This window comes from Pseudomonas sp. F220, assembly GCF_057813935.1.
Genome location: NZ_JBVASJ010000025.1, coordinates 19,417 through 44,951 on the forward strand (window position 1 = coordinate 19,417; position 25,535 = coordinate 44,951).

Below are 25,535 nucleotides of genomic sequence, written 5' to 3' on the forward strand. Positions count from 1 at the left end.
CAGCCCTTTAGGCAAGGAGTTAATTGTCGTGGCTAAAGAAAAATTTGAACGTACCCTCCCGCACGTCAACGTTGGCACCATTGGTCACGTTGACCATGGTAAAACCACGCTGACTGCTGCTCTGACTCGAGTGGCTGCGGAAGCGTTTGGTGGTAAAGCGGCTGATTTCGGCAGCATCGATAGCGCGCCGGAAGAAAAGGCTCGCGGTATCACCATCAACACTGCACACGTTGAGTATCACACCAAGGCTCGTCACTACGCTCACGTTGACTGCCCAGGTCACGCTGACTATGTGAAGAACATGATCACTGGTGCTGCGCAGATGGACGGCGCTATCCTGGTTTGCTCGGCTGCTGATGGTCCTATGCCTCAGACTCGCGAGCACATCCTGTTGTCCCGTCAGGTAGGTGTTCCGTACATCGTGGTCTTCCTGAACAAGGCTGACCTGGTAGACGACGCTGAGCTGCTGGAACTGGTTGAGATGGAAGTGCGCGATCTGCTGAGCACTTACGACTTCCCGGGCGACGACACTCCTATCATTATCGGTTCCGCGCGTATGGCGCTGGAAGGTCTGGACGATAATGAAATGGGCACCACTTCGGTTCGTAAATTGCTCGACACTCTGGACAGCTACATTCCAGATCCAGTGCGCGCGATCGACAAGCCGTTCCTGATGCCAATCGAAGACGTGTTCTCGATTTCTGGTCGTGGCACCGTAGTAACTGGTCGTATCGAGCGTGGCATTATCAAGGTCCAGGAATCGATTGAGATCGTTGGTCTGCGTGACACCGTGACCACCACCTGCACCGGCGTTGAAATGTTCCGTAAGCTGCTCGACGAAGGTCGTGCTGGCGAGAACTGCGGCGTGCTGTTGCGCGGTACCAAGCGTGAAGACGTTGAGCGTGGCCAGGTTCTGGTTAAGCCGGGTTCGGTTAAGCCGCACACCACGTTCACTGCAGAAGTTTACGTTCTGAGCAAGGAAGAAGGCGGTCGTCACACTCCGTTCTTCAAAGGCTACCGTCCACAGTTCTACTTCCGTACAACTGACGTGACTGGTAACTGCGAATTGCCAGAAGGCGTTGAGATGGTAATGCCGGGTGATAACATTCAAATGACTGTTACCCTGATCAAAACCATCGCGATGGAAGAAGGTCTGCGTTTCGCTATTCGTGAAGGCGGTCGTACCGTCGGCGCAGGCGTCGTAGCCAAAATCATCGCGTAAGCGTTGATTGATGAAAAAGCCTCCGCTTGCGGGGGCTTTTTTATTGGGTTGACACTGAGTTGGCCCGTCTATAGAATTGCGCCTCCTTTTAACGGGCGTATTGCGCTCGGTGGGAATAGCAGCCTGGAGTCTGAAATCCAATGCAAAATCAGCAAATCCGTATCAGGTTGAAGGCTTTTGACCATCGCCTGATCGACCAATCCACCCAGGAAATCGTGGAAACCGCGAAACGTACTGGTGCTCAAGTGCGTGGTCCAATTCCACTGCCTACCCGTAAAGAGCGGTTCACCGTTCTGGTCTCCCCGCACGTCAACAAAGACGCGCGTGACCAGTACGAGATCCGTACTCATAAGCGCGTGTTGGACATTGTCCAGCCAACGGATAAAACCGTTGATGCACTTATGAAGCTTGATCTTGCGGCCGGTGTGGAAGTGCAGATCAGCCTCGGCTAAGACTCGGTCTTAGTCGTGTAACGCTCTGAAATGGGCGGCCATAGCGGGTGAAAGCCCCGTACACTCATGAGGTTTACAACATGACTATTGGTGTAGTCGGTCGTAAATGCGGTATGACCCGTATTTTCACCGAAGAAGGTGTCTCCATTCCGGTCACGGTCATTGAGATCGAGCCGAATCGCGTCACCCAGTTCAAAACTGAAGAAACCGATGGCTATCGTGCAGTGCAAGTCACTGTCGGCGAGCGTCGTGCTTCGCGTGTGACTGCTGCTCAAGCGGGTCACTTCGCTAAAGCAAACGTTGCTGCTGGTCGCGGTGTCTGGGAGTTCCGTCTTGAAGAAGGCGAGTACCAGGCTGGCGATCTGATCAACGCTGAAATCTTCGCTGCTGGTCAACTGGTCGATGTGACCGGTCAGTCCAAAGGTAAAGGCTTCCAGGGTACGATCAAGCGTTGGAATTTCCGCGGGCAAGATAACACCCACGGTAACTCCGTTTCCCACCGCGTCCCGGGCTCTATTGGCCAGTGCCAGACTCCTGGTCGTGTATTCAAGGGCAAAAAAATGTCCGGTCATATGGGCGCTGAGCGCGTGACCGTGCAGTCCCTCGAAGTAGTGCGCGTCGACGCTGAACGCAATCTGTTGTTGGTCAAGGGTGCTGTTCCTGGCGCTACTGGCGGCAACCTGGTTGTACGTCCGGCGGCCAAGGCTCGCGGTTAAGGGGAAGCTGACATGCAATTAAATGTAAATGACGCTCAAGCGATCGAAGTTTCCGAACTGACATTTGGCGGCGAATTCAACGAGACGCTGGTTCACCAAGCAGTCGTGGCCTATATGGCCGGCGGCCGTCAAGGTAGCAAGCAGCAAAAGACCCGTTCCGACGTTTCTGGTGGCGGTAAGCGCCCATGGCGTCAGAAAGGTACTGGCCGTGCTCGTGCCGGTACTATCCGTAGCCCAATCTGGCGTGGCGGTGGTGTTACTTTCGCAGCTCGTCCTCAGGATCACTCCCAGAAGCTCAACAAGAAGATGTATCGCGCAGCAATGCGTTCCATCCTTGCTGAACTGGTGCGTACTGATCGTCTGGTCGTGGTTCAGGACTTCGCTGTTGAAGCACCGAAAACCAAAGATCTGCTGAACAAGCTGAATGGCATGGGTCTGACTGATGTCTTGATCGTGTCTGAGGCTGTTGATCAGAACCTGTACCTGGCTGCTCGTAACCTGCCACACGTTGATGTGCGTGACGTGCAAGGTTCCGATCCAGTTAGTCTGATCGCATACGACAAGGTGTTGATCACCGTGTCGGCCGTGAAGAAATTCGAGGAGCTGCTGGGATGAACCAGGAACGCGTATTTAAAGTTCTGCTTGGCCCGCACGTTTCCGAGAAGGCTACGGTTCTGGCAGACAAGAAAGGCCAGTTCGTTTTCAAGGTTGCTACTGATGCAACCAAGCTGGAAATCAAGAAGGCCGTCGAAAGCCTGTTCAGCGTGAAAGTAGAGCGTGTTACTACCCTGAATGTTCTGGGTAAGAGCAAGCGCACTGCTCGCGGTCTGGGCAAGCGTAATGACTGGAAGAAGGCAGTTATCTCCCTTCAGCCAGGCCAAGATCTCGATTTCAGCAGCAGTGCTGAGTAAGGAAGGGGTGCATCATGGCAATCGTTAAATGCAAACCGACTTCCCCTGGCCGCCGTTTTGTGGTCAAGGTGGTCAACCAGGAGCTGCATAAAGGCGCTCCTCACGCACCGCTGCTCGAGAAAAAGTCGAAGACTGGTGGTCGTAACAACAATGGCCGTATTACCACTCGTCACATCGGTGGTGGTCATAAGCAGCATTATCGTCTGGTCGACTTCCGTCGCAACGACAAAGATGGCATCTCTGCCACTGTCGAGCGTATTGAATACGATCCAAACCGTACTGCTCACATCGCTCTGCTGTTGTACGCAGATGGCGAGCGTCGCTACATCATCGCCCCTAAAGGCGTGAGTGCTGGCGACCAGCTGATCGCAGGTGCTTTGGCGCCGATCAAGCCTGGTAACGCTCTGCAACTGCGTAACATTCCAGTTGGTAGCACCGTACACGGCATCGAATTGAAGCCGGGTAAAGGCGCGCAAATCGCTCGTTCCGCTGGTGCTTCGGCTCAGCTGATCGCTCGTGAAGGTGTCTACGTGACCCTGCGTCTGCGCTCTGGTGAAATGCGTAAAGTATTGGCTGAATGCCGTGCAACGCTTGGCGAAGTCTCGAACTCCGAGCACAGCCTGCGTTCGCTGGGTAAAGCTGGTGCCAAGCGCTGGCGTGGCGTTCGCCCAACCGTTCGTGGTGTTGCCATGAACCCGGTTGACCACCCACATGGTGGTGGTGAAGGTCGTACCTCTGGTGGTCGTCATCCGGTATCGCCGTGGGGCTTCCCGACTAAGGGCGCGAAGACTCGTGGTAATAAGCGTACCGACAAAATGATCGTCCGTCGTCGCAAGTAAATAGAGGGATACGACAGTGCCACGTTCTCTGAAAAAAGGTCCTTTTATTGATCTTCACCTACTGAAGAAGATCGAAGTGGCGGCGGAAAAGAACGATCGCAAACCAGTTAAGACCTGGTCGCGCCGTTCCATGATCCTGCCACAAATGGTCGGTTTGACCATTGCTGTGCATAACGGTCGTCAACATGTCCCAGTTCTCGTGAACGAAGACATGGTCGGCCACAAACTAGGCGAGTTTGCCGGTACCCGCACATATCGTGGGCACGTGGCAGACAAGAAAGCCAAGCGTTAAGGGGTAAGGAACGATGGAAGTAGCCGCTAAGTTGTCGGGCGCTCGAATCTCCGCCCAGAAAGCCCGCTTGGTCGCCGACCAGATCCGCGGGAAGAAGGTGGGCGAAGCGCTCAACCTGTTGGCTTTCAGCAGTAAGAAAGCCGCCGAGATCATCAAGAAAGTGCTGGAGTCGGCCGTAGCCAACGCCGAGCATAACGAAGGCGCAGATGTTGACGACCTTAAAGTCGCCACCGTTTTCGTCAACGAAGGGCGTTCGCTGAAGCGCATCATGCCGCGTGCCAAAGGCCGTGCTGATCGCATCGTCAAGCGGTCTTGCCATATCACTGTCAAGGTTGCTGACAAGTAACGGAGTCGAAGAGATGGGTCAGAAAGTACATCCCATTGGCATTCGCCTGGGAATCGTCAAGGAGCACACCTCCGTCTGGTACGCAGACGGTCGGACTTATGCGGACTATTTGTTCGCTGATCTGAAGGTGCGTGAGTATCTCCAAGACAAACTAAAAAGCGCGTCCGTAAGCCGTATCGATATCCATCGTCCGGCTCAAACTGCACGTATCACTATCCACACCGCTCGTCCAGGTATCGTTATCGGGAAGAAAGGTGAAGATGTTGAGAAACTGCGTCAGGACCTGACCAAGCAAATGGGTGTGCCTGTGCACATCAATATCGAAGAGATCCGCAAGCCGGAACTCGACGGTATGCTGGTTGCGCAGAGCGTAGCTCAGCAGCTGGAGCGTCGCGTAATGTTCCGTCGCGCTATGAAGCGCGCTGTACAAAACGCCATGCGCATTGGTGCCAAAGGCATCAAAATCCAAGTGAGCGGTCGTCTCGGCGGTGCTGAAATCGCACGTACTGAATGGTATCGCGAAGGTCGTGTGCCACTGCACACCCTGCGTGCCGACATCGACTATGCCAACTACGAAGCTCACACCACTTACGGTGTGATCGGTGTAAAGGTTTGGATCTTCAAAGGCGAAGTAATTGGTGGTCGCCAAGAAGAGCTGAAACCACAAGCACCAGCGCCTCGTAAAAAAGCTGCTAAGTAAGGGGTACGCCAAATGTTGCAACCAAAGCGTACGAAGTTCCGCAAGCAGATGACAGGCCACAACCGTGGCTTGGCTCAGCGCGGTAGCAAAGTCAGCTTCGGCGAATATGCGCTGAAGTCTGTTGCTCGTGGTCGTCTCACCGCTCGTCAGATCGAGTCAGCGCGTCGTGCTCTGACCCGTCACGTAAAACGTGGCGGCAAGATCTGGATCCGTGTGTTCCCGGACAAGCCTGTCACCAAAAAGCCACTCGAAGTTCGGATGGGTAAAGGTAAGGGTAACGTGGAATATTGGGTTGCCCAGATTCAGCCAGGCAAAGTCCTGTATGAAATCGAGGGTGTTACTGAAGAGCTGGCGCGTGAGGCTTTCGCCCTGGCTGCTGCAAAGCTGCCGCTCGCCACCTCCTTTGTTAAACGGACGGTGATGTGATGAAAGCGAATGAACTTCGTGAAAAATCAGCACAGCAGCTGAACGAGCAACTGCTCGGCCTGCTGCGCGACCAGTTCAATCTGCGTATGCAGAAAGCAACTGGCCAGTTGGGGCAGTCTCACCTGCTCTCGCAAGTTAAACGTGACATCGCTCGCGTGAAGACTGTGCTTAACCAGCAGGCAGGTAAGTAATCATGGCTGAAGCCGAAAAAACCGTCCGTACGCTGACTGGCCGTGTTGTCAGCGACAAGATGGACAAGACCATCACCGTTCTGATCGAGCGCCGCGTTAAGCACCCGATCTACGGTAAATATGTTAAGCGTTCGACTAAGCTGCACGCGCACGACGAAACCAATCAGTGCCACATCGGCGACAAAGTCACTATTCGTGAAACTCGTCCGCTGGCCAAGACCAAGTCTTGGGCATTGGTTGAAGTTCTCGAACGCGCTGTGGAAGTCTAAGGACTAGGGGTCGGAGAAATTATATGATTCAGACTCAATCCATGCTCGATGTGGCCGATAACAGCGGCGCTCGCCGTGTTATGTGCATCAAGGTGCTGGGTGGCTCCCATCGTCGTTACGCTGGTATCGGTGACATCATCAAAGTTACCGTGAAGGAAGCAATTCCACGCGGTAAGGTGAAAAAAGGCCAAGTGATGACTGCTGTTGTAGTCCGCACTCGCCATGGCGTCCGTCGTGCTGACGGCTCCATCATCCGCTTTGATGGCAACGCTGCTGTTCTGTTGAACAACAAGCAAGAGCCGATCGGCACCCGTATCTTTGGGCCAGTGACCCGTGAACTTCGTACTGAGAAGTTCATGAAGATCGTCTCGCTCGCCCCAGAAGTGCTGTAAGGAGATCCGACATGCAAAAGATTCGTCGTGACGACGAGATCATCGTGATCGCCGGCAAAGACAAAGGTAAGCGCGGTAAGGTGCTTAAGGTTCTCGCTGACGACCGTCTGGTCGTTGGTGGTCTGAACCTGGTTAAGCGTCATACCAAGCCTAACCCGGCGTCGGGCGTACAGGGCGGTATCGTCGAGAAAGAAGCGCCACTGCACGCTTCTAACGTCGCCATCTTCAACGGCGAAACCAACAAGGCTGACCGCGTTGGTTTCAAAGTAGAAGAAGGCAAGAAAATTCGTGTCTTCAAGTCGACCCAAAAAGCGGTTGATGCTTGAACACTGCTAGGTAGAAGACCATGGCACGACTAAAAGAGATTTACCGGAAGGAAATCGCACCGAAACTTAAGGAAGAACTTAAGCTTTCGAACGTGATGGAAGTTCCGCGCGTTACAAAAATCACCCTGAACATGGGTCTGGGCGAAGCGATCGGCGACAAAAAAGTCATCGAGCACGCTGTTGCTGACCTGGAAAAGATCACCGGTCAAAAAGTCGTTGTGACTTACGCTCGGAAATCCATCGCTGGCTTTAAAGTCCGTGAAGGTTGGCCGATCGGCGTCAAAGTGACTCTGCGCCGTGAGCGTATGTATGAATTCCTGGATCGTCTGCTGTCGATCTCCCTGCCTCGGGTTCGCGACTTCCGCGGCCTGAATGCCAAGTCCTTCGATGGTCGTGGTAACTACAGCATGGGCGTTAAAGAGCAGATCATCTTCCCGGAAATCGACTACGACAAGATCGATGCTCTCCGCGGTCTGGACATTACCCTGACCACCACTGCTCGGACGGATGATGAAGGTCGCGCATTGCTGCGTGCTTTCAAATTCCCGTTCCGCAACTGATTGGAGTAGGACCATGGCCAAGATGAGCATGAAAAACCGCGAGCTGAAACGTCAGCTCACGGTTGCCAAGTACGCCAAAAAGCGTGCAGCACTGAAAGCTATCATCGTTGATCTGAACGCAAGTCCAGAAGCGCGCTGGGAAGCTACAGTTGCTCTGCAGAAGCAGCCACGTGACGCAAGCGCCTCGCGCATGCGTAACCGCTGCCGCCTGACCGGTCGTCCACACGGCGTTTACCGCAAGTTCGGCCTTGGCCGTAACAAATTGCGTGAAGCTGCAATGCGTGGTGACGTACCAGGTCTGGTTAAAGCCAGCTGGTAAGTACTGTCAAAGTCTCGGCGTTCGCTATCGCAAGATACTGACCGCCGGTGACCTTGAGCTTGAATCAAGCCCCTTTTGGGGCTTGATTCATTTGTGGGGTGTGTCTAGAATACCCGGCTCGCCTGAGCCCGTACTTTTTACGTGCGGAGTTTCTCTGCGAAGGTTGTAGCCGCAAGGCTTATTTTTTTTGTATCAGGAGCGTCTAGCCCATGAGTATGCAGGACCCGTTAGCGGACATGCTAACTCGAATCCGTAATGCCCAGATGGCTGAAAAGTCCGTCGTAAGCATGCCATCTTCTACGTTGAAGGTAGCTGTAGCAAAAGTCCTCAAGGACGAAGGCTACATTGCGGGTTATCAGATCAGCAGCGAAATCAAACCGTTGCTGTCCATCGAGCTGAAGTACTTCGAAGGCCGTCCAGTCATCGAAGAAGTGAAGCGCGTTAGCCGTCCAGGCCTGCGTCAGTACAAGTCCGTCGATGATCTGCCAAAAGTTCGTGGCGGTCTCGGTGTGTCTATCGTCTCCACCAACAAAGGTGTGATGACGGATCGTGCTGCGCGCGCTGCCGGTGTCGGCGGCGAAGTTCTTTGCACAGTGTTCTAAGGGGGGATAAGCATGTCACGCGTCGCTAAGAACCCCGTTAAGCTGCCAGCCGGTGTCGAAGTAAAATTCGCAGGCCAGCAGCTTTCGGTGAAGGGTGCCAAGGGTACTCTTGAACTGAACATCCATTCGTCCGTTGAGATTGTTGAAGAAGCTGGTGAGCTGCGTTTCGCTGCTCGCAATGGCGATCAACAAACCCGCGCAATGGCCGGTACCACTCGTGCGTTGGTAAACAACATGGTCCAAGGCGTAAGCCAAGGCTTCGAGCGTAAGCTCCAGCTGGTCGGTGTTGGTTACAAAGCGCAAGCAAAAGGCACGGTGCTGAACCTGGCCCTTGGCTTCTCGCACCCAGTGGATTACGAACTGCCGCAAGGCATCACCGCTGAGACCCCTAGCCAGACCGATATCCTGATCAGGGGTATCGACAAGCAGCTGGTAGGTCAGGTGGCCGCTGAGATCCGCGGTTTCCGTCCACCAGAACCTTATAAAGGTAAAGGTGTACGTTACGCGGACGAAGTCGTCCGTCGTAAAGAAGCCAAGAAGAAGTAGGGCATAGCAAATGACCGACAAAAAAGTTACTCGACTGCGTCGCGCTCGCAAAGCACGCCTGAAAATGCACGAACTCGAAGTCGTGCGTCTCTGCGTGTTCCGCTCGTCGCAGCACATCTACGCCCAGGTCATCTCGGCCGACGGCAACAAAGTCCTGGCAAGCGCCTCGACTTTGGATAAAGAACTGCGTGATGGCGCCACTGGCAACATCGACGCGGCCACTAAGGTTGGCCAGCTGGTCGCTACGCGTGCTAAAGCCGCTGGCGTCTCGCAGGTGGCTTTCGACCGCTCTGGCTTCAAGTACCACGGCCGCGTCAAGGCGCTGGCTGATGCTGCTCGTGAAGCTGGGCTGGAGTTCTAAGTTATGTCAAATAACGACCAAAAGCGCGACGAAGGCTACATCGAGAAGCTGGTTCAAGTTAACCGCGTTGCTAAAACCGTTAAAGGCGGCCGTATCTTCACCTTCACCGCGTTGACCGTGGTTGGTGATGGCAAGGGCCGTGTTGGTTTCGGTCGTGGCAAGTCACGTGAAGTGCCTGCTGCGATCCAGAAAGCAATGGAAGCTGCTCGTCGCAACATGATTCAAGTGGACCTTAATGGCACCACTTTGCAGTACGCAATGAAATCCGCCCATGGCGCTTCCAAGGTGTACATGCAGCCTGCTTCTGAAGGTACTGGTATCATCGCTGGCGGCGCTATGCGTGCTGTCCTCGAAGTTGCTGGCGTTCAGAACGTGCTGGCCAAGTGCTACGGCTCGACTAACCCGGTGAACGTGGTTCACGCCACTTTCAAGGGTTTGAAAGCAATGCAGTCTCCTGAGTCCATTGCCGCTAAGCGCGGCAAAAGCGTCAAGGAGATCTTCTGATCATGGCTACCGTTAAAGTAACGCTGATCAAAAGCATGACCGGCCGTATCCCTAATCACAAATTGTGCATTAAGGGTCTGGGTCTGCGTCGCATCGGTCACACTGTAGAAGTACTTGATACTCCTGAGAATCGCGGGATGATCAACAAGGCTTACTACATGCTGCGAGTCGAGGGTTAATCGATGAAACTCAATGATCTGAGTCCTGCGCCGGGTTCCCGTCGCGAGAAGCATCGTCCGGGCCGTGGTATCGGTAGTGGTTTGGGTAAGACTGGTGGCCGTGGTCACAAAGGTCAGTCCTCCCGCTCCGGTGGCACTATTGCTCCGGGCTTTGAAGGCGGTCAACAGCCGCTGCATCGTCGTCTGCCGAAATTCGGTTTCGTTTCCCTGAAAGCCATGGATCGCGCAGAAGTGCGTTTGTCCGAACTGGCTAAAGTGGAAGGCGACATCGTCACCGTGCAGTCCCTGAAGGATGCCAACGTGATTAACCAAAACGTACAGCGTGTGAAAATCATGCTGTCCGGTGAAGTTACTCGCGCGGTCACCATCAAGGGTATCGCCGCCACCAAAGGTGCGCGTGCGGCTATCGAAGCAGCTGGCGGCAAGTTCGAGGAATAAATGGCTAAGCAAGGTGCTCTCTCAGCGCTCAGCAAAGGCGGGTTATCCGAGCTCTGGGCTCGACTGCGTTTTCTATTCCTGGCGATTATCGTCTACCGGATAGGCGCACACATCCCAGTTCCAGGTATCAACCCGGACCGGCTGGCGGACCTGTTTCGACAGAATGAGGGGACCATTCTTAGCTTGTTCAACATGTTTTCCGGCGGCGCGCTGGAGCGGATGAGCATCTTTGCACTGGGGATCATGCCGTACATTTCGGCATCGATCATCATGCAACTGATGACCGCCGTCAGCCCGCAGCTGGAGCAGTTGAAGAAGGAAGGTGAGGCTGGTCGTCGTAAGATCAGCCAATACACCCGCTATGGCACCGTCGTCCTTGCTCTCGTCCAGGCTATCGGCATGTCCGTTGGGTTGGCGGGGCAGGGCGTTGCGTTCACTGGTGACTTTGGCTTCCATTTCGTCGCGGTATCCACTTTTGTGGCTGGTGCGATGTTCATGATGTGGCTGGGTGAGCAGATTACTGAGCGCGGTGTTGGTAACGGTATCTCGATGTTGATTTTTTCGGGTATCGTCGCCGGTCTTCCGAGAGCGATCGGGCAGTCTTTCGAGTCTGCACGTCAGGGTGATATTAATATCTTCGCCTTGGTTGCCATCGGTTTGCTGGCAGTAGCGATTATCGGTTTCGTGGTGTTCATTGAGCGTGGTCAGCGGCGTATCGCCGTTCATTACGCCAAGCGTCAGCAGGGCCGCAAGGTGTTTGCTGCGCAGACTAGCCACTTGCCGCTGAAAGTGAATATGGCCGGTGTTATTCCTGCTATTTTCGCGAGCAGCATTTTGCTGTTCCCGGCTTCGCTGGGTGCCTGGTTCGGTCAGTCTGAAGGTATGGGCTGGTTGCAGGACATCTCGCAGTCGATCGCTCCTGGTCAGCCGTTGAATATTCTGCTGTTTAGTGCAGGGATTATTTTCTTCTGCTTCTTCTATACGGCGTTGATGTTCAATCCGAAAGACGTAGCGGAAAACCTGAAGAAGTCCGGTGCCTTTATTCCGGGCATCCGTCCAGGTGAGCAGTCTGCGCGCTATATTGATGGCGTTCTGACTCGCTTGACCATGTTCGGTGCTCTATATATGACGGCCGTGTGCTTGTTGCCCCAGTTCCTGGTGGTTGCAGCAAACGTTCCGTTCTACCTTGGCGGGACCTCGTTGCTGATCGTGGTCGTGGTTGTTATGGACTTCATGTCCCAAGTACAATCGCACCTCGTTTCGCACCAGTACGAATCCCTGATGAAGAAAGCCAACCTGAAGGGTTACGGCAGCGGCATGTTGCGCTGAGTACCCATAAGGTTCGAGGAGTTGGTGATGAAAGTTCGTGCATCGGTGAAAAAGCTGTGCCGTAACTGCAAAATTATTCGCCGCGAAGGTGTTGTTCGAGTAATTTGCAGCGCGGAACCGCGTCACAAACAGCGCCAAGGCTGAGTGTGATCCGCTTGAAGCCCAGCAGCTAGTGCGCTGCTGGGTTGATTATTTGTTATTACAGCGATATTATCTCGCGCCCTATTTCTTGGCTTCCGGGGCGTAGGTAGCTGTCAATTGGAGTCCCACTGAATGGCCCGTATTGCAGGCGTTAACATTCCAGATAACAAGCACACTGTTATCTCGCTGACCTACATCTATGGTGTTGGTCGCACTACTGCACAGAAAATTTGTGCAGTGACTGGGGTAAACCCAGCCGCAAAGATCAAGGATCTGAGCGACGAGCAGATTGAACAGCTGCGTGGCGAAGTGGCGAAGTTCACCACTGAAGGTGACCTGCGTCGCGAAATCAACATGAAAATCAAGCGTTTGATGGACCTCGGTTGCTATCGCGGTCTGCGTCATCGTCGTGGTCTTCCAGTACGCGGTCAGCGTACCAAGACTAACGCGCGTACCCGTAAAGGTCCGCGTAAGCCGATCCGCAAGTAATCGCCCCAGCGAATCGACAGGAAATTAATCATGGCAAAACCTGCTGCTCGTCCTCGTAAAAAAGTCAAAAAGACAGTGGTTGATGGCATCGCCCACATCCACGCGTCTTTTAACAACACCATCGTGACCATTACCGACCGTCAGGGTAACGCGCTTTCTTGGGCTACCTCCGGTGGTTCGGGTTTCCGCGGTTCTCGCAAGTCCACTCCGTTCGCTGCTCAAGTAGCTGCTGAACGTGCTGGTCAAGCTGCGCTGGAATATGGCCTGAAAAACCTTGACGTTAACGTCAAAGGTCCAGGTCCAGGTCGTGAGTCCGCTGTCCGTGCATTGAACGGCTGTGGCTATAAGATCGCCAGCATCACCGACGTGACGCCAATCCCGCACAACGGGTGCCGTCCGCCGAAGAAGCGCCGCGTGTAATCCAGGAGATTGTAAAGAATGGCTCGTTACATTGGTCCAAAATGCAAACTCGCTCGTCGCGAAGGCACCGATCTCTTTCTGAAGAGCGGCGTGCGCGCGATCGAATCGAAGTGCAACATTGAAGCAGCACCTGGTATCCACGGCCAACGCCGCGGTCGTCAGTCCGATTACGGCACCCAACTGCGTGAAAAGCAGAAGGTCCGTCGTATTTATGGCGTTCTCGAGCGTCAGTTCAGCGGTTACTACAAAGAAGCTGCCGGCAAGAAAGGCGCTACTGGTGAGAACCTGTTGCAACTGCTCGAATGCCGTCTGGACAACGTTGTATACCGTATGGGTTTTGGCTCTACTCGTGCCGAATCCCGTCAGCTGGTATCGCACAAATCCGTCAGCGTTAACGGTCAGACCGTAAACGTTCCGTCCTACCAGGTTCGTGCTGGTGACGTGGTCGCGATTCGCGAGAAAGCAAAGAACCAACTTCGCATTGTCCAAGCTCTCGATCTGTGTGCCCAACGTGGCCGCGTAGAATGGGTAGAAGTAGACACTGAGAAGAAGTCGGGCGTTTTCAAGAACGTTCCTGCTCGCAGTGATCTGTCCGCCGACATCAACGAAAGCCTGATTGTCGAGCTCTACTCCAAGTAAGGGCTAGAAAATAGGTGCATCCATGCAGATTTCGGTAAATGAGTTCCTGACACCCCGCCATATTGATGTGCAGGTTGTCAGTCCAACCCGCGCCAAGATCACTCTCGAGCCTCTCGAGCGTGGTTTTGGCCACACCCTGGGCAACGCGCTGCGCCGCATCCTGTTGTCCTCAATGCCCGGCTGTGCAGTAGTCGAGGCCGAGATTGACGGTGTGCTCCACGAGTACAGCGCCATCGAAGGTGTACAGGAAGACGTAATTGAAATCCTGTTGAACCTTAAAGGTCTGGCTATCAAGCTGCACGGCCGTGACGAAGTTACGCTGACCTTGTCGAAGAAGGGTTCGGGGGTGGTTACCGCTGCCGATATTCAGCTGGATCATGATGTCGAGATCGTTAATCCCGATCACGTAATCGCTAACCTGGCGTCTAACGGCGCCCTGAACATGAAGCTCACTGTAGCTCGTGGTCGTGGTTATGAACCGGCCGACTCGCGTCAGAGCGATGAAGACGAAAGCCGCAGCATTGGTCGCTTGCAGCTTGACTCTTCGTTCAGCCCGGTTCGCCGTATCGCATACGTGGTGGAAAACGCCCGTGTCGAGCAGCGTACTAACCTGGACAAGCTGGTTATTGATCTGGAAACCAACGGTACTCTGGATCCTGAAGAGGCTATCCGTCGCGCTGCAACCATTCTGCAACAGCAGTTGGCTGCGTTCGTCGACCTCAAGGGTGACAGTGAGCCAGTGGTAATCGAGCAAGAAGACGAGATCGATCCGATCCTGCTTCGCCCGGTTGACGATCTGGAACTGACTGTACGTTCGGCTAACTGCCTTAAGGCGGAAAACATTTACTACATCGGCGATCTGATTCAGCGCACCGAAGTAGAACTGTTGAAGACTCCGAACCTTGGCAAGAAATCCTTGACTGAAATCAAGGACGTTCTGGCCTCCCGCGGTCTGTCCCTCGGCATGCGCCTCGACAACTGGCCGCCTGCAAGTCTTAAGAAGGACGACAAGGCGACTGCCTGATCGTCGTAATCACCGAACGTTGTGTTTGGTAAGGAATGAACCATGCGTCATCGTAAAAGTGGTCGTCATCTGAGCCGCACCAGCTCGCACCGCAAGGCCATGTTTCAAAACATGGCGGTGTCGCTGTTCGAGCACGAGCTGATCAAAACTACACTGCCGAAAGCCAAAGAACTGCGTCGCGTTGCTGAGCCGCTGATCACTTTGGCCAAGACAGACAGCCTGGCTAACCGTCGTCTGGTTTTCGACCGTACTCGTTCGAAAGTCATCGTTGGTAAGCTCTTCAACGACCTGGGCAAGCGTTACGCTACCCGTGAGGGTGGCTACCTGCGCATCCTCAAGTGCGGCTTCCGCGCTGGCGACAACGCGCCTATGGCGTACGTCGAGTTGGTTGATCGTGCTGTCGGCGGTGAAGCAGTATCCGCTGAGTAAGACGTCAGACTGAACAAAGAACCGGGCCTAGTGCCCGGTTTTTTGTGGGCGCTATATTAGAAATTTTCTATCGATAGTGATTATTTAATGAATTTGATGGTGTCATGCTGATGATCAATACTCCCTCTCAGCCGATTAGCCGGCAGTTCGAAGACTGACAGAGGAAGATTGAGTATGAGCCAGAATAAAACGCTTACTACCGCCAGTGGCGCTCCTGTCGCCGACAACCAGAATTCCCGCTCTGCCGGCCCACGTGGCCCACTTCTGCTCGACGATTTTCATTTGATCGAGAAGCTTGCCCACTTCAACCGTGAAAACATCCCAGAGCGTCGCGTGCACGCCAAAGGCTCGGGTGCTTACGGTACATTCACTGTTTCTCGTGATATCACCCAATACACCAGTGCCAAGCTGTTCGAGTCGGTAGGTAAGCAAGCCCCGACCTTCCTGCGTTTCTCTACCGTCGGCGGTGAGCGCGGTTCGGCTGACACCGAACGTGATCCGCGTGGCTTCGCGTTGAAGTTTTATACCGAAGAAGGCAACTGGGACATTGTCGGTAACAACACCCCGGTGTTTTTCATCCGTGATCCGCTGAAGTTCCCAGACTTTATCCACACCCAAAAACGCCTGCCGCAAAGCAATCTGAAAAGCGCACAGATGATGTGGGACTTCTGGTCGCATTCACCTGAGGCGCTACACCAGGTCACCATCCTGTTCTCGGATCGCGGGATTCCTGATGGTTACCGTCACATGCACGGCTTTGGCAGCCATACCTACAGCCTGATCAACGCCAAGGGCGAGCGGCATTGGGTGAAATGGCACTACAAAACCAAGCAGGGCATCAAGAACCTGGCTCCCGCTGATGCGGCGCGCCTGGCCGGTACTGATCCGGACTACGCCCAGCGCGACTTGTTCGGCGCGATCGAGCGCGGTGACTTCCCTAAATGGCGCGTGTGTATCCAGATCATGACCGAGGCTCAAGCTGCGGTGCACTATGAAAACCCGTTCGATGTGACCAAAACCTGGTCGCAGAAGGAGTTCCCGCTGATTGAAGTGGGTGAGCTGGAACTGAACCGTAACCCGCAAAACTACTTCGCTGAAGTCGAGCAGGCCGCGTTCGCTCCGAGCAACATGGTGCCGGGTGTTGGTCTGTCACCGGATCGGATGCTGCAAGGCCGCGTGTTCGCCTATGCCGATGCGCATCGCTACCGTATTGGCACCAATCACCAGCATTTGCCGGTGAATGCGCCGAAGAGTCCGGTCAACAGCTACCAGCGTGATGGCTCCATGGCGTTTGGTAGCAACGGTGGCGCAGCTCCGAACTACGAGCCAAACAGCTACGCTGACGCGCCAAAACAAGCGCCGCAGTATGCCGAGCCGGCGTTGGCTTTGAGTGGTGCCGCAGATCGTTACGATCATCGCGAAGACACCGACTACTACAGCCATGCCGGTGCGCTGTTCCGTTTGATGAGCGATGAGCAGAAAGCGCTGCTTATCAACAACATTGCCGGGGCCATGGCTGGAGTTTCTGCTGACGTGGTTCAGCGTCAACTGCAGCACTTCTCCGAAGCAGATAGCGCTTATGGCGAGGGTATTGCCAAGGCGTTAGGTGTACAGCGTAACTAAGTCTAAGTGATAAACGAAACCGCCCTCATTTGGGCGGTTTTCGTTTCCGTTCGCCGGTTTTTCTCGATGATTTCGCACTTTCCCAACTTTTTTGAAGTGACCTGCAAGTCAGCTTGGTTCAAACTACAGACTTTCAAGCAGGGAGATGTAGGGCGATGCAAGGCCATCCGGATGTTATCGATTACCTCAATACGTTGCTGACGGGCGAGCTGGCGGCGCGTGATCAGTATTTCATCCATTCGCGGATGTATGAGGACTGGGGCTTCACCGAGCTCTACGAGCGCATCAATCACGAGATGGAAGAAGAGGCGCAACACGCTGACGCCTTGATGCGTCGCATCCTGATGCTCGAAGGCACACCGCGCATGCGTCCGGACGATCTGGACACCGGTACTACGGTGCCTGAGATGCTCGCCAGCGACCTGCGTCTGGAATACAAGGTACGTGCCGCGCTTTGCAAAGGTATCGAGCTCTGCGAGCTGCATAAGGACTACGTCAGTCGCGAAATTCTGCGTATCCAGTTGGCCGACACCGAAGAAGATCACACCTACTGGCTGGAGAAGCAGCTGGGTCTGATCAAGTTGGTCGGTCTGGAGAACTACCTGCAATCGCAGTTCTGATTTCAGCGGACACAAAAAAGCCCCTGTCACGTCGTCAGTGACAGGGGCTTTTTCATTGGGCTCAGGCCCTGTCGCGTTCCAGTAACGGCTTCAAGTAGTAGCCGGTGTAGGACTGCGGCATCTCTGCCACTTCTTCTGGGGTACCGACAGCGATGATCTGTCCGCCCTTGGAACCGCCTTCAGGGCCCAAGTCCACCAGCCAGTCAGCGGTCTTGATCACGTCAAGGTTGTGTTCGATCACCACCACCGTGTTGCCGTGGTCGCGCAGGCGATGGAGCACATCAAGCAGTTGCTGGATATCGGCGAAGTGCAGGCCGGTGGTCGGCTCGTCGAGGATATACAGCGTCTTGCCGGTATCGCGCTTGGACAGTTCACGGGACAGCTTGACTCGCTGCGCCTCACCACCGGACAGGGTGGTCGCCGATTGCCCCAGCTTGATGTACGACAGACCTACGTCCATCAGCGTTTGCAGCTTGCGCGCCAGGGCCGGAACCGGGTCGAAGAATATTCGTGCTTCTTCGATGGTCATTTCCAGCGTCTCGTGGATGCTCTTGCCCTTGTACTTGATCTCCAGCGTTTCGCGGTTGTAACGCTTGCTCTTGCAGACGTCGCACGGCACGTAGATGTCCGGCAGAAAGTGCATTTCCACCTTGATCAAGCCATCGCCCTGACAGGCCTCGCAGCGTCCGCCCTTCACGTTGAATGAGAAACGCCCGGGGCCATAGCCACGGGAGCGCGACTCCGGGACACCGGCGAACAGCTCACGAATTGGCGTGAACAAGCCGGTATAGGTTGCCGGGTTCGAGCGCGGTGTACGGCCAATCGGGCTTTGGTCGATATCCACCACTTTGTCCAGATGCTGCAGGCCGTTGATGCTGTCGTGAGCCGACGCCTCAAGGGTGGTCGCACCGTTCAGTGCGGTGGCGCTGAGGGGAAACAAAGTGTTGTTGATCAGCGTCGACTTGCCCGAACCGGACACGCCGGTGACACACGTCAGCAGGCCAATCGGGATATCCAGGTCGACATTACGCAGGTTGTTGCCGCGGGCGCCCTTGAGCGACAGCGAAAGTTTCTTGTTGCGTGGTGTACGGTTGGCTGGAACTTCGATCTTCACTCGGCCGGACAGATACTTACCGGTCAGCGAGTCAGGGTGGGCCATGACTTCGGCCGGTGTACCTTCGGCGACGATATGCCCGCCGTGCACGCCAGCGCCAGGACCGATATCCACTACATAGTCAGCCAGGCGAATCGCGTCTTCGTCGTGCTCGACCACGATCACTGTGTTGCCGATATCGCGCAGGTGTTTCAGTGTGCCGAGCAATCGATCGTTGTCGCGCTGATGCAAGCCAATCGACGGTTCGTCGAGGATGTACAGCACCCCGACCAGGCCGGCGCCGATCTGACTGGCCAGGCGAATACGCTGGGCTTCGCCGCCGGACAAGGTGTCCGCACTGCGATCAAGGGACAAATAATCGAGACCAACGTTGACCAGGAACTGCAGGCGCTCACGGATTTCCTTGAGGATTTTGTCAGCGATTTCGCCACGTCGGCCGGTCAGTTTCAGTACGCCAAAATATTCGCATGCATCGCCAATCGGTAGATTGGTCACCGCCGGCAGAGTCTTCTCACCAACCCATACATGACGCGCCTCGCGACGCAGTCGGGTGCCGCGACAATCCGGGCACGCTTGGGTGCTGAGGAACTTGGCCAGCTCTTCACGCACGGAGGCCGATTCGGTTTCGCGGTAGCGGCGTTCGAGGTTCGGCACGATGCCTTCGAACGGGTGCGAGCGCTTGACGATGTCGCCCCGATCGTTCAGGTATTTGAAATCGACGTTCTGCGAACCGCTGCCATGCAAGATGACTTTTTGTTGATCTGCCGGTAGATCATTGAACGGCACTTCCAGGCTGAAGTCGTAATGTGAGGCCAACGACCCGAGCATTTGGAAGTAATACACGTTACGCCGGTCCCAGCCGCGAATCGCACCCTCGGCCAGCGTCAACTCGCCATTGACCAGTCGCTTGATGTCGAAGAACTGCTTCACCCCCAAACCATCACAGGTCGGGCAGGCGCCCGCTGGATTGTTGAAGGAGAACAGCTTGGGTTCGAGTTCGCTGATGGCGTGGCCGCAGATCGGGCAGGCGAAGCGCGCGGAGAAAATGATTTCTTCGCCAGGCTCGTCGTCCATCGGCGCGACCAGTGCAATACCGTCGGCGAGTTTCAGGGCGGTTTCGAATGATTCAGCCAGACGTTGCTGCAGATCGACGCGAACCTTGAAGCGGTCGACCACGACGTCGATCGAATGCTTCTTCTGTTTGTCCAGCTTCGGCAGTTCGTCGAGCTCGCAGAGCTTGCCGTTGACCCGGGCGCGCACGAAGCCTTGGGCGCGCAGTTCTTCGAACACAGAAATGTGCTCGCCTTTGCGTTCGCGAATCACCGGAGCCAGCAGCATCAGCTTGCTGCCTTCGGGCTGAGCCAGCACCAGGTCGACCATCTGGCTGACCGTCTGCGCCTCCAGCGGGATGTCGTGGTCCGGGCAGCGTGGAATGCCGACGCGAGCATAAAGCAGGCGCAGGTAGTCGTAGATTTCGGTGATGGTGCCGACGGTCGAACGCGGGTTATGCGAGGTCGACTTTTGCTCGATGGAGATCGCCGGTGATAGACCTTCTATGGTGTCGACGTCAGGCTTTTCCATAATCGACAGAAACTGCCGGGCGTAAGCCGATAGCGACTCGACATAACGGCGCTGTCCTTCGGCGTACAACGTGTCGAAAGCCAAGGATGATTTGCCGGATCCGGACAGTCCGGTGATGACGATCAGTTTGTCCCGTGGCAGGGTCAGGTCGATGTTTTTCAGGTTGTGGGTTCGTGCCCCACGTATCAGGATCTTGTCCACTGCGGCCTCGCTTGGCGGGCATTGCGTAAAACGAACGAGTATACGGCTCCAGGCCATTACGCGGCAAAGCGTCGCGCACCTCTCGTGTATGTGCTGTTAGGCGATGGGACTGGTAGAATCGCCGCCGGTTCACATGAGGTTTATCCATGCACGATCCCCACAGCGAACGCATGAGTGGCAGCGAGACCCGCGCAGCAAGCGGTCTGGCCCTGGTGTTCGCCTTCCGTATGCTTGGCATGTTTATGGTGTTGCCGGTCCTGGCGACCTATGGAATGGATCTCGCAGGAGCGACCCCGGCCCTCATCGGGCTGGCGATAGGCGCTTACGGCTTGACCCAGGCAATCTTCCAGATCCCGTTCGGATTCATTTCCGACCGTATTGGGCGGCGTCCAGTGATTTATCTGGGGCTGATCGTGTTTGCCCTCGGCAGTGTGCTGGCGGCCAATGCTGACTCGATCTGGGGCGTGATCGCCGGACGAATCCTGCAAGGCGCCGGGGCGATTTCTGCCGCGGTCATGGCCTTGTTGTCAGACCTGACCCGCGAACAGCACCGCACCAAAGCCATGGCCATGATTGGCATGACCATTGGCCTGTCGTTTGCGGTCGCCATGGTCGTCGGGCCGCTGCTGACTCGCGCGTTCGGTTTGTCAGGGCTGTTCCTGGCCACCGGCGGCATGGCGCTGTTCGGCATCGTAATTGTGATGTTCATGGTGCCGCGTTCCACCGGACCGTTGCAGCACCGCGAATCCGGCGTAGCGCGTCAGGCTCTTTTGCCGACGCTCAAGCATCCGGACCTGTTGCGCCTGGACCTGGGTATCTTCGTTTTGCACGCGATGCTGATGTCCAGCTTCGTCGCTTTGCCTCTGGCCCTGGTAGAAAAAGCCGGGTTGCCTAGAGAGCAGCATTGGTGGGTCTATCTGACAGCCCTGTTGATTTCGTTCTTCGCCATGATCCCGTTCATTATCTATGGCGAGAAGAAACGCAAAATGAAACGAGTTTTACTCGGTGCAGTCAGTACGCTGATGCTCACTGAGCTATTCTTCTGGCAGTTCGGCGATAGCTTGCGGGCCCTGGTGATTGGTACGGTGGTGTTCTTCACCGCATTCAATCTGTTGGAAGCCTCACTGCCGTCGCTGATCAGCAAGGTTTCACCGGCGGGCGGCAAGGGCACGGCGATGGGGGTTTACTCCACCAGTCAGTTCCTCGGTTCGGCACTGGGCGGGATCATGGGCGGCTGGCTGTACCAACATGGCGGTTTGTCGGTTGTGTTCCTTGGATGCGCGGGGCTGGCTGCACTTTGGTTGGCCTTTGCTGTTACCATGCGCGAACCTCCCTATGTGACGAGCCTGCGCTTGCCGTTATCGCCTGAAGCGATCCGCGAAGCTGGTCTGGTCGAGCGCCTGCTGACCGTCGTTGGGGTAACAGATGCAGTGGTGGTTGCTGATGAAGCGGCCATTTACATCAAATTGGACACCGAACTATTGGATCGCACGACCCTCGAGAGCCTGGTCAACAACCCGGCCCCGACAGCGTGCGAAGCCTAGGAGAACGTTATGGCCCGTGGGGTTAACAAAGTCATATTGGTCGGCACTTGCGGCCAGGATCCCGAAGTTCGCTACTTGCCTAACGGTAACGCCGTGACCAACCTGAGTCTGGCGACCAGCGAACAGTGGACCGACAAGCAAACCGGTCAGAAGGTCGAGAAAACCGAATGGCACCGTGTGTCGATGTTCGGCAAGGTTGCAGAAATTGCTGGCGAGTACCTGCGTAAAGGTTCGCAGGTTTACATCGAAGGCAAACTGCAAACCCGCGAGTGGGAAAAAGACGGTATCAAGCGTTACACCACTGAAATCGTGGTCGACATGCAAGGCACCATGCAACTGCTGGGCGGCCGTCCACAGGGCGACCAACAAGGCCAGGGCGGCATGTCCAACTCGGCACCGCGTCCTCAGCAGTCGCGTCCGCAGCAATCTCAGCCATCGCAGCAGCCACAACGTGAGTCGCGTCCAGCGCCACAACAGGCCGCACCGCAACCGGCTCCGGATTTCGACAGCTTTGATGACGATATTCCGTTTTAGAAAGCTTTCTCTAACGGCAAACAAAAGGCCCGTAGCGCTCAAACGCTACGGGCCTTTTGGTTTCTGGGGCTTTGATCCGCTTTTGGCAAACGCCAGCAGGTCAGCGTTGACCTTTTCTTTGTGGGTATCGGTCAGGCCATGAGGTGCGCCGGGGGCCTAGTGGCCTGTGTGGCTAGCGGCTGGCAGCCAGGAATTCGTCGGTGGATACCACGGTTGCGTAGGCAAAGCCCAATGCCGACATGAAGGCTGCATGCACATGGGCGGCCGGAACCGTAAGGCCGTTGAACTCAAGGTCACGAGAGGCACAGGCGTCGTGGATCACCGTGACGGAGTAGCCAAGGTCGGCCGCGGCTCGAGTGATGCCGTCGACGCACATGTGGCTCATGTTGCCGACGATCACCAGGTTCTCGATGCCCTGCTGGTCGAGGATTGACTGTAGTTCGGTTTCGCGGAACGAGTTGACGAAGTGCTTGAGCACCACCGGTTCGTCGGCGCGGTTGATGACTTTAGGGTGCAGGTGCGCGCCTTCAGAGCCGGGGGTGAAGAATGGTGCCGCGTCGGAGGTGAATTCATGGCGGATGTGCACCACCGCGTCACCGGCATCGCGAAATGCCTGAATCAGCCGTGCGGCTTTGTCGGCGGCGGCTTCGACGCCCACCAGCGGCCATTTGCCGTGGGGGAAGTAGTCGTTCTGGATATCGACTACGATGAGGGCTTGCTTGGCCATGGGTATTTCCTCGGATGTGTTTGTGTGGAATGAAGTATTGGGTTTAGCAGGCCGTTCGAGGATTGGCCGCACCGACAATAGAAGGGGGAAAACTGACAATGGGCGTAGAAAGTACAGTCGCCGAATTGGGCGTGCTGATCTATCCCGGTGCGCAGATGGCGGCGGTACATGGCTTGACCGATCTGTTTGGTGTGGCAAACCGCATCGCTGCCGAACATCAGGCGACGCAACGGCCAGTGCTACGGGTCAGCCACTGGCGCGCAGATGCTGATGAAGCGCCGGTGCGGGTCTTCGACAGTCACCCGGGACCCGACCAGGCGTTGATGGCGGTGCTGATCCCGCCTTCGATCGCCGGGTTTTCTGCCGGTCAGGCCCCGTCAGCGTTGACCCACTGGATTCGCCAGCAACACGCCAGCGGTGCGACCCTCGGCGGGGTGTGCGTGGGTTCTATTCTGATGGCGGAAAGCGGTTTGCTGGATGGTCGCAGCGCCACCGCTCACTGGACGTCGGCGAAACAATTCGCCGAGCGTTACCCAGCGGTCAAACTCAACGCCGATAAACCCATCGTCGACGACGGTGACCTGATTACCACCGCCGGGCTGATGGCCTGGTCCGAGTTGGGGTTGCGTCTGGTGGACCGTCTGCTCGGGCCGAGCATTGCGGCCAGCACTGCGCGGTTTCTGGTGATCGAGCACAGCGACAGTGCGAGCCAGTGCGGCAGTAACTTTTCGCCGATACTCGGCCATGGCGACCCGGCGATCCTCAAGGTCCAGCATTGGCTGCAAGGTAACGGTGCGGTGGAGGTCTCGCTGACGGCGATGGCCCAGCAGGCGGGGCTGGAAGAACGTACCTTCCTGCGACGCTTTCGCACGGCGACCGGGCTGAAACCCACCGAGTATTGTCAGCATCTGCGGGTCGGCAAGGCCCGAGAAATGCTCGAATTCACCAACGGTACCATTGACCATATAGCCTGGACCGTCGGCTACTCGGACCCCAGCGCTTTTCGCGCCATGTTCAAAAAAATCACTGGTCTGGCGCCGAGCGATTACCGGATACGGTTTGGGGTGACGGCGTCTGTTGCGGTAGCGCGCGAGCAGCAACGCTGAAACAGTAGCAGCTGGCGGAGCCTGCGTTCGGCTGCATAGCAGTCGTAAACACTAAGTTCACGGTTTAACTGAAGGACCACGTAGCCTGATTTCACGACTGCTGCGCAGCCGAACGCAGGCTCCACCAGCTGCTACGTAACGCTAGGTCGCTTGCATACAAAAACGCAGCCCGAAGGCTGCGTTGGTTTGAAAACCGCCGATCAATGACTTGCAACCACCCGTGCCGAACCTTCAGCAGGTTCTGCATACACCGGCCCCAGGCGATCGAGGCGACCACTCCAGGCGGTCAATGCCAGGGCGACCAGCACCACCAAGCCACCTATCCACGTCGTGTGGATCAGGCCCATGTGAGTGACGATCAGACCACCACCCCACGCGCCGCCGGCGATGCCGAGGTTGAAGGCCGCGATGTTCAGACCGGAAGCCACGTCCACCGCATTCGGGGTGTGATGTTCGGCCTGGCGCACTACATACACTTGCAGGCCCGGTACGTTACCGAAGGCGACCGCGCCCCAGACCAGCACGGTGGCCAGTGCCAGCCAAGGATTCCCGGCGGTGAAGGTCAACACAAAGAGCACCGCAGCGAGCAGGGCAAAGATGATTTTCAGGGCGCTGATCGGGCCGCGTTTGTCGGCCAGTTTGCCGCCCCAGATGTTACCGACGGCCACTGAGATACCGTAGACCAACAACACCAGGCTGACTGTGCCGGCGCTGAAACCGGAGATGTCCTGAAGAATCGGCGCAAGGAAGGTGAAAGCGATGAACGAGCCGCCGTAACCGACCGCAGTCATGGCATACACCAGCAGCAGGCGTGGTTGTTTCAGAACTTGTAGTTGCTGTAGCAACGAAGCCGGTTTGCTGTGAGCGATGTTTTTCGGCACATAGATCAGGCTGCCGATAAAGGCGATCACACCCAAGGCCGAGACGGCGAGGAAGGTTTCGCGCCAACCGAAGTGCTGGCCGATAAAGGTGCCCAGCGGCACGCCAGTGACCAAGGCTACGGTCAGGCCGGTAAACATGATCGCAATCGCGCTGGCGGCTTTTTCCTTGGGCACCAGGCTGGTGGCAATGGTCGAGCCGATGGAGAAGAACACCCCGTGGGCGAGCCCGGTGACGATTCGCGCAATGATCAGCGATTCGTAGCTCGGTGCTTTCCAGGCCAGCAGGTTGCCAAGGGTGAACAGCACCATCAACGACAACAGCAAGAGTTTGCGCGGCACTTTGCCAGTCAACGCGGTGAGTACCGGCGCGCCAATGGCCACGCCCAGGGCGTAAAGGCTGACCAAGAGACCGGCGGACGGCAGGCTGACCCCAAGGTCGGCGCCGATAGTGGGTAACAGGCCAACGATGACGAACTCGGTCGTCCCGATGGCAAATGCGCTTAGGGTCAGCGCGAGCAAGGCAATGGGCATGGCTGCAACTC

The 25,535-nt window shown here is 56.0% G+C and carries 37 protein-coding genes; 34 read left to right on the forward strand and 3 right to left on the reverse strand.

Going from position 1 to position 25,535, the window contains the following annotated elements; translation table 11 throughout:
* Positions 1 to 28: 28 nt before the first annotated feature.
* The 31 genes from tuf (at position 29) to bfr (ending at position 17,305) form a co-directional block, all read left to right on the forward strand.
* On the forward strand, positions 29 to 1,222 hold the full coding sequence (gene tuf, locus ACZYSM_RS19655; protein ID WP_489073686.1) for an elongation factor Tu: 1,194 nt from the start codon (positions 29 to 31) through the stop codon (positions 1,220 to 1,222).
* Between the two features lie 140 nt (positions 1,223 to 1,362).
* Positions 1,363 to 1,674, forward strand: a complete 312-nt coding sequence (gene rpsJ, locus ACZYSM_RS19660; protein ID WP_003186070.1) for a 30S ribosomal protein S10 — start codon at positions 1,363 to 1,365, stop codon at positions 1,672 to 1,674.
* Between the two features lie 80 nt (positions 1,675 to 1,754).
* Positions 1,755 to 2,390 (forward strand): 50S ribosomal protein L3, encoded by a 636-nt coding sequence (rplC, locus tag ACZYSM_RS19665; protein ID WP_150804243.1) that lies wholly within the window; start codon positions 1,755 to 1,757, stop codon positions 2,388 to 2,390.
* Positions 2,391 to 2,402: 12 nt separating this feature from the next.
* On the forward strand, positions 2,403 to 3,005 hold the full coding sequence (gene rplD, locus ACZYSM_RS19670) for a 50S ribosomal protein L4 (protein WP_489073689.1): 603 nt from the start codon (positions 2,403 to 2,405) through the stop codon (positions 3,003 to 3,005).
* Positions 3,002 to 3,301: a 50S ribosomal protein L23 gene (gene rplW / locus ACZYSM_RS19675; protein WP_002555488.1), complete on the forward strand. Its 300-nt coding sequence runs from the start codon at positions 3,002 to 3,004 to the stop codon at positions 3,299 to 3,301. Before rplD ends, rplW begins: the two co-directional genes overlap by 4 nt.
* A gap of 14 nt (positions 3,302 to 3,315) precedes the next feature.
* Positions 3,316 to 4,140, forward strand: coding sequence for a 50S ribosomal protein L2 (gene rplB, locus ACZYSM_RS19680; RefSeq protein ID WP_003176423.1), 825 nt, complete (start codon positions 3,316 to 3,318; stop codon positions 4,138 to 4,140).
* Between the two features lie 16 nt (positions 4,141 to 4,156).
* Positions 4,157 to 4,432 carry a 30S ribosomal protein S19 gene (gene rpsS / locus ACZYSM_RS19685; RefSeq protein ID WP_002555486.1) on the forward strand — a complete coding sequence of 92 codons (276 nt, stop codon included), beginning with the start codon at positions 4,157 to 4,159 and terminating at the stop codon, positions 4,430 to 4,432.
* Positions 4,433 to 4,445: 13 nt separating this feature from the next.
* The gene (gene rplV, locus ACZYSM_RS19690; protein WP_419116571.1) at positions 4,446 to 4,778 is read left to right on the forward strand and encodes a 50S ribosomal protein L22; all 333 of its coding nucleotides are present in this window, start codon (positions 4,446 to 4,448) and stop codon (positions 4,776 to 4,778) included.
* Positions 4,779 to 4,791: 13 nt separating this feature from the next.
* Positions 4,792 to 5,478, forward strand: a complete 687-nt coding sequence (gene rpsC / locus ACZYSM_RS19695) for a 30S ribosomal protein S3 (protein ID WP_003176422.1) — start codon at positions 4,792 to 4,794, stop codon at positions 5,476 to 5,478.
* A gap of 12 nt (positions 5,479 to 5,490) precedes the next feature.
* A complete protein-coding gene (gene rplP / locus ACZYSM_RS19700) occupies positions 5,491 to 5,904 on the forward strand; it encodes a 50S ribosomal protein L16 (protein WP_095080428.1) in 414 nt (137 codons plus the stop codon).
* Positions 5,904 to 6,095: a 50S ribosomal protein L29 gene (gene rpmC / locus ACZYSM_RS19705; RefSeq protein WP_002555481.1), complete on the forward strand. Its 192-nt coding sequence runs from the start codon at positions 5,904 to 5,906 to the stop codon at positions 6,093 to 6,095. Before rplP ends, rpmC begins: the two co-directional genes overlap by 1 nt.
* Positions 6,096 to 6,097: 2 nt before the next feature.
* On the forward strand, positions 6,098 to 6,364 hold the full coding sequence (gene rpsQ / locus ACZYSM_RS19710) for a 30S ribosomal protein S17 (protein ID WP_096514759.1): 267 nt from the start codon (positions 6,098 to 6,100) through the stop codon (positions 6,362 to 6,364).
* A gap of 23 nt (positions 6,365 to 6,387) precedes the next feature.
* Positions 6,388 to 6,756, forward strand: a complete 369-nt coding sequence (rplN, locus tag ACZYSM_RS19715; protein WP_002555479.1) for a 50S ribosomal protein L14 — start codon at positions 6,388 to 6,390, stop codon at positions 6,754 to 6,756.
* Positions 6,757 to 6,767: 11 nt separating this feature from the next.
* Positions 6,768 to 7,082 (forward strand): 50S ribosomal protein L24, encoded by a 315-nt coding sequence (rplX, locus tag ACZYSM_RS19720; protein WP_150642941.1) that lies wholly within the window; start codon positions 6,768 to 6,770, stop codon positions 7,080 to 7,082.
* A 20-nt stretch (positions 7,083 to 7,102) separates the two neighbouring features.
* Complete coding sequence (rplE, locus tag ACZYSM_RS19725) at positions 7,103 to 7,642, forward strand: 50S ribosomal protein L5 (RefSeq protein ID WP_003186044.1); 540 nt, start codon at positions 7,103 to 7,105, stop codon at positions 7,640 to 7,642.
* 13 nt (positions 7,643 to 7,655) lie between these two features.
* Positions 7,656 to 7,961, forward strand: a complete 306-nt coding sequence (gene rpsN, locus ACZYSM_RS19730; protein WP_003176414.1) for a 30S ribosomal protein S14 — start codon at positions 7,656 to 7,658, stop codon at positions 7,959 to 7,961.
* Between the two features lie 209 nt (positions 7,962 to 8,170).
* A complete protein-coding gene (gene rpsH, locus ACZYSM_RS19735) occupies positions 8,171 to 8,563 on the forward strand; it encodes a 30S ribosomal protein S8 (protein ID WP_003186040.1) in 393 nt (130 codons plus the stop codon).
* Between the two features lie 12 nt (positions 8,564 to 8,575).
* Complete coding sequence (gene rplF, locus ACZYSM_RS19740) at positions 8,576 to 9,109, forward strand: 50S ribosomal protein L6 (protein ID WP_322219196.1); 534 nt, start codon at positions 8,576 to 8,578, stop codon at positions 9,107 to 9,109.
* A 10-nt stretch (positions 9,110 to 9,119) separates the two neighbouring features.
* Positions 9,120 to 9,470, forward strand: a complete 351-nt coding sequence (rplR, locus tag ACZYSM_RS19745) for a 50S ribosomal protein L18 (protein WP_003186037.1) — start codon at positions 9,120 to 9,122, stop codon at positions 9,468 to 9,470.
* 3 nt (positions 9,471 to 9,473) lie between these two features.
* Positions 9,474 to 9,974, forward strand: a complete 501-nt coding sequence (gene rpsE / locus ACZYSM_RS19750; protein ID WP_003186035.1) for a 30S ribosomal protein S5 — start codon at positions 9,474 to 9,476, stop codon at positions 9,972 to 9,974.
* A 2-nt stretch (positions 9,975 to 9,976) separates the two neighbouring features.
* The gene (gene rpmD, locus ACZYSM_RS19755) at positions 9,977 to 10,153 is read left to right on the forward strand and encodes a 50S ribosomal protein L30 (protein ID WP_003444363.1); all 177 of its coding nucleotides are present in this window, start codon (positions 9,977 to 9,979) and stop codon (positions 10,151 to 10,153) included.
* 3 nt (positions 10,154 to 10,156) lie between these two features.
* Positions 10,157 to 10,591 (forward strand): 50S ribosomal protein L15, encoded by a 435-nt coding sequence (rplO, locus tag ACZYSM_RS19760; RefSeq protein ID WP_002555470.1) that lies wholly within the window; start codon positions 10,157 to 10,159, stop codon positions 10,589 to 10,591.
* The gene (secY, locus tag ACZYSM_RS19765) at positions 10,592 to 11,920 is read left to right on the forward strand and encodes a preprotein translocase subunit SecY (protein WP_419116573.1); all 1,329 of its coding nucleotides are present in this window, start codon (positions 10,592 to 10,594) and stop codon (positions 11,918 to 11,920) included.
* Positions 11,921 to 11,947: 27 nt separating this feature from the next.
* Positions 11,948 to 12,064 carry a 50S ribosomal protein L36 gene (rpmJ, locus tag ACZYSM_RS19770; RefSeq protein WP_002555468.1) on the forward strand — a complete coding sequence of 39 codons (117 nt, stop codon included), beginning with the start codon at positions 11,948 to 11,950 and terminating at the stop codon, positions 12,062 to 12,064.
* 129 nt (positions 12,065 to 12,193) lie between these two features.
* Positions 12,194 to 12,550, forward strand: a complete 357-nt coding sequence (gene rpsM, locus ACZYSM_RS19775; RefSeq protein WP_003186020.1) for a 30S ribosomal protein S13 — start codon at positions 12,194 to 12,196, stop codon at positions 12,548 to 12,550.
* Between the two features lie 30 nt (positions 12,551 to 12,580).
* The gene (rpsK, locus tag ACZYSM_RS19780; protein ID WP_002555466.1) at positions 12,581 to 12,970 is read left to right on the forward strand and encodes a 30S ribosomal protein S11; all 390 of its coding nucleotides are present in this window, start codon (positions 12,581 to 12,583) and stop codon (positions 12,968 to 12,970) included.
* 18 nt (positions 12,971 to 12,988) lie between these two features.
* Positions 12,989 to 13,609 (forward strand): 30S ribosomal protein S4, encoded by a 621-nt coding sequence (gene rpsD, locus ACZYSM_RS19785; protein ID WP_003210056.1) that lies wholly within the window; start codon positions 12,989 to 12,991, stop codon positions 13,607 to 13,609.
* Positions 13,610 to 13,631: 22 nt separating this feature from the next.
* Entirely contained in the window at positions 13,632 to 14,633 is a 1,002-nt protein-coding gene (locus ACZYSM_RS19790; protein ID WP_003176403.1) for a DNA-directed RNA polymerase subunit alpha, read from the forward strand.
* Positions 14,634 to 14,675: 42 nt separating this feature from the next.
* Positions 14,676 to 15,062 (forward strand): 50S ribosomal protein L17, encoded by a 387-nt coding sequence (rplQ, locus tag ACZYSM_RS19795; RefSeq protein ID WP_489073699.1) that lies wholly within the window; start codon positions 14,676 to 14,678, stop codon positions 15,060 to 15,062.
* Between the two features lie 174 nt (positions 15,063 to 15,236).
* Complete coding sequence (locus ACZYSM_RS19800; RefSeq protein ID WP_489073701.1) at positions 15,237 to 16,685, forward strand: catalase; 1,449 nt, start codon at positions 15,237 to 15,239, stop codon at positions 16,683 to 16,685.
* A gap of 155 nt (positions 16,686 to 16,840) precedes the next feature.
* Positions 16,841 to 17,305 (forward strand): bacterioferritin, encoded by a 465-nt coding sequence (gene bfr / locus ACZYSM_RS19805; RefSeq protein WP_489073703.1) that lies wholly within the window; start codon positions 16,841 to 16,843, stop codon positions 17,303 to 17,305.
* A gap of 61 nt (positions 17,306 to 17,366) precedes the next feature.
* Here bfr and uvrA read toward each other — a convergent pair whose 3' ends face one another.
* The gene (uvrA, locus tag ACZYSM_RS19810; RefSeq protein ID WP_489073705.1) at positions 17,367 to 20,201 is read right to left on the reverse strand and encodes an excinuclease ABC subunit UvrA; all 2,835 of its coding nucleotides are present in this window, start codon (positions 20,199 to 20,201) and stop codon (positions 17,367 to 17,369) included.
* 146 nt (positions 20,202 to 20,347) lie between these two features.
* Between uvrA and ACZYSM_RS19815 the strand changes: the two genes are divergently transcribed.
* Complete coding sequence (locus tag ACZYSM_RS19815) at positions 20,348 to 21,745, forward strand: MFS transporter (protein ID WP_489073707.1); 1,398 nt, start codon at positions 20,348 to 20,350, stop codon at positions 21,743 to 21,745.
* Between the two features lie 9 nt (positions 21,746 to 21,754).
* Complete coding sequence (locus tag ACZYSM_RS19820) at positions 21,755 to 22,279, forward strand: single-stranded DNA-binding protein (protein ID WP_419116578.1); 525 nt, start codon at positions 21,755 to 21,757, stop codon at positions 22,277 to 22,279.
* A gap of 172 nt (positions 22,280 to 22,451) precedes the next feature.
* Here the strand turns inward: ACZYSM_RS19820 and ACZYSM_RS19825 are convergent, their stop codons facing one another.
* Positions 22,452 to 23,006, reverse strand: coding sequence for a cysteine hydrolase family protein (locus ACZYSM_RS19825; protein WP_489073710.1), 555 nt, complete (start codon positions 23,004 to 23,006; stop codon positions 22,452 to 22,454).
* Between the two features lie 98 nt (positions 23,007 to 23,104).
* On the opposite strand from ACZYSM_RS19825, the gene ACZYSM_RS19830 reads away from it, so the two are divergent.
* Complete coding sequence (locus tag ACZYSM_RS19830; RefSeq protein WP_489073712.1) at positions 23,105 to 24,112, forward strand: GlxA family transcriptional regulator; 1,008 nt, start codon at positions 23,105 to 23,107, stop codon at positions 24,110 to 24,112.
* Positions 24,113 to 24,312: 200 nt separating this feature from the next.
* Here ACZYSM_RS19830 and ACZYSM_RS19835 read toward each other — a convergent pair whose 3' ends face one another.
* Positions 24,313 to 25,524 (reverse strand): MFS transporter, encoded by a 1,212-nt coding sequence (locus ACZYSM_RS19835; RefSeq protein ID WP_489073714.1) that lies wholly within the window; start codon positions 25,522 to 25,524, stop codon positions 24,313 to 24,315.
* Positions 25,525 to 25,535: the final 11 nt, after the last annotated feature.

Excerpts from the sequence above, each read along its gene's own strand:
- rplV (WP_419116571.1), top strand. The coding sequence starts at position 4,446 with ATGGAAGTAGCCGCTAAGTTGTCGGGCGCTCGAATCTCCGCCCAGAAA.
- rplN (WP_002555479.1), top strand. The coding sequence starts at position 6,388 with ATGATTCAGACTCAATCCATGCTCGATGTGGCCGATAACAGCGGCGCT.
- ACZYSM_RS19790 (WP_003176403.1), top strand. The coding sequence starts at position 13,632 with ATGCAGATTTCGGTAAATGAGTTCCTGACACCCCGCCATATTGATGTG.
- rplE (WP_003186044.1), top strand. The coding sequence starts at position 7,103 with ATGGCACGACTAAAAGAGATTTACCGGAAGGAAATCGCACCGAAACTT.
- ACZYSM_RS19825 (WP_489073710.1), bottom strand. The coding sequence starts at position 23,006 with ATGGCCAAGCAAGCCCTCATCGTAGTCGATATCCAGAACGACTACTTC.
- rpsJ (WP_003186070.1), top strand. The coding sequence starts at position 1,363 with ATGCAAAATCAGCAAATCCGTATCAGGTTGAAGGCTTTTGACCATCGC.
- ACZYSM_RS19800 (WP_489073701.1), top strand. The coding sequence starts at position 15,237 with ATGAGCCAGAATAAAACGCTTACTACCGCCAGTGGCGCTCCTGTCGCC.
- rpsK (WP_002555466.1), top strand. The coding sequence starts at position 12,581 with ATGGCAAAACCTGCTGCTCGTCCTCGTAAAAAAGTCAAAAAGACAGTG.
- bfr (WP_489073703.1), top strand. The coding sequence starts at position 16,841 with ATGCAAGGCCATCCGGATGTTATCGATTACCTCAATACGTTGCTGACG.
- rpsN (WP_003176414.1), top strand. The coding sequence starts at position 7,656 with ATGGCCAAGATGAGCATGAAAAACCGCGAGCTGAAACGTCAGCTCACG.
- rpsC (WP_003176422.1), top strand. The coding sequence starts at position 4,792 with ATGGGTCAGAAAGTACATCCCATTGGCATTCGCCTGGGAATCGTCAAG.
- rpsQ (WP_096514759.1), top strand. The coding sequence starts at position 6,098 with ATGGCTGAAGCCGAAAAAACCGTCCGTACGCTGACTGGCCGTGTTGTC.
- rplD (WP_489073689.1), top strand. The coding sequence starts at position 2,403 with ATGCAATTAAATGTAAATGACGCTCAAGCGATCGAAGTTTCCGAACTG.
- rplQ (WP_489073699.1), top strand. The coding sequence starts at position 14,676 with ATGCGTCATCGTAAAAGTGGTCGTCATCTGAGCCGCACCAGCTCGCAC.
- ACZYSM_RS19820 (WP_419116578.1), top strand. The coding sequence starts at position 21,755 with ATGGCCCGTGGGGTTAACAAAGTCATATTGGTCGGCACTTGCGGCCAG.
- ACZYSM_RS19815 (WP_489073707.1), top strand. The coding sequence starts at position 20,348 with ATGCACGATCCCCACAGCGAACGCATGAGTGGCAGCGAGACCCGCGCA.
- rplX (WP_150642941.1), top strand. The coding sequence starts at position 6,768 with ATGCAAAAGATTCGTCGTGACGACGAGATCATCGTGATCGCCGGCAAA.
- rpmJ (WP_002555468.1), top strand. The coding sequence starts at position 11,948 with ATGAAAGTTCGTGCATCGGTGAAAAAGCTGTGCCGTAACTGCAAAATT.
- rplC (WP_150804243.1), top strand. The coding sequence starts at position 1,755 with ATGACTATTGGTGTAGTCGGTCGTAAATGCGGTATGACCCGTATTTTC.
- rplO (WP_002555470.1), top strand. The coding sequence starts at position 10,157 with ATGAAACTCAATGATCTGAGTCCTGCGCCGGGTTCCCGTCGCGAGAAG.
- rplW (WP_002555488.1), top strand. The coding sequence starts at position 3,002 with ATGAACCAGGAACGCGTATTTAAAGTTCTGCTTGGCCCGCACGTTTCC.
- rpsE (WP_003186035.1), top strand. The coding sequence starts at position 9,474 with ATGTCAAATAACGACCAAAAGCGCGACGAAGGCTACATCGAGAAGCTG.
- rplF (WP_322219196.1), top strand. The coding sequence starts at position 8,576 with ATGTCACGCGTCGCTAAGAACCCCGTTAAGCTGCCAGCCGGTGTCGAA.
- rpsD (WP_003210056.1), top strand. The coding sequence starts at position 12,989 with ATGGCTCGTTACATTGGTCCAAAATGCAAACTCGCTCGTCGCGAAGGC.
- rpsH (WP_003186040.1), top strand. The coding sequence starts at position 8,171 with ATGAGTATGCAGGACCCGTTAGCGGACATGCTAACTCGAATCCGTAAT.
- rpsM (WP_003186020.1), top strand. The coding sequence starts at position 12,194 with ATGGCCCGTATTGCAGGCGTTAACATTCCAGATAACAAGCACACTGTT.
- rplP (WP_095080428.1), top strand. The coding sequence starts at position 5,491 with ATGTTGCAACCAAAGCGTACGAAGTTCCGCAAGCAGATGACAGGCCAC.
- secY (WP_419116573.1), top strand. The coding sequence starts at position 10,592 with ATGGCTAAGCAAGGTGCTCTCTCAGCGCTCAGCAAAGGCGGGTTATCC.
- rpmC (WP_002555481.1), top strand. The coding sequence starts at position 5,904 with ATGAAAGCGAATGAACTTCGTGAAAAATCAGCACAGCAGCTGAACGAG.
- rplB (WP_003176423.1), top strand. The coding sequence starts at position 3,316 with ATGGCAATCGTTAAATGCAAACCGACTTCCCCTGGCCGCCGTTTTGTG.
- rpmD (WP_003444363.1), top strand. The coding sequence starts at position 9,977 with ATGGCTACCGTTAAAGTAACGCTGATCAAAAGCATGACCGGCCGTATC.
- ACZYSM_RS19835 (WP_489073714.1), bottom strand. The coding sequence starts at position 25,524 with ATGCCCATTGCCTTGCTCGCGCTGACCCTAAGCGCATTTGCCATCGGG.
- ACZYSM_RS19830 (WP_489073712.1), top strand. The coding sequence starts at position 23,105 with ATGGGCGTAGAAAGTACAGTCGCCGAATTGGGCGTGCTGATCTATCCC.
- rplR (WP_003186037.1), top strand. The coding sequence starts at position 9,120 with ATGACCGACAAAAAAGTTACTCGACTGCGTCGCGCTCGCAAAGCACGC.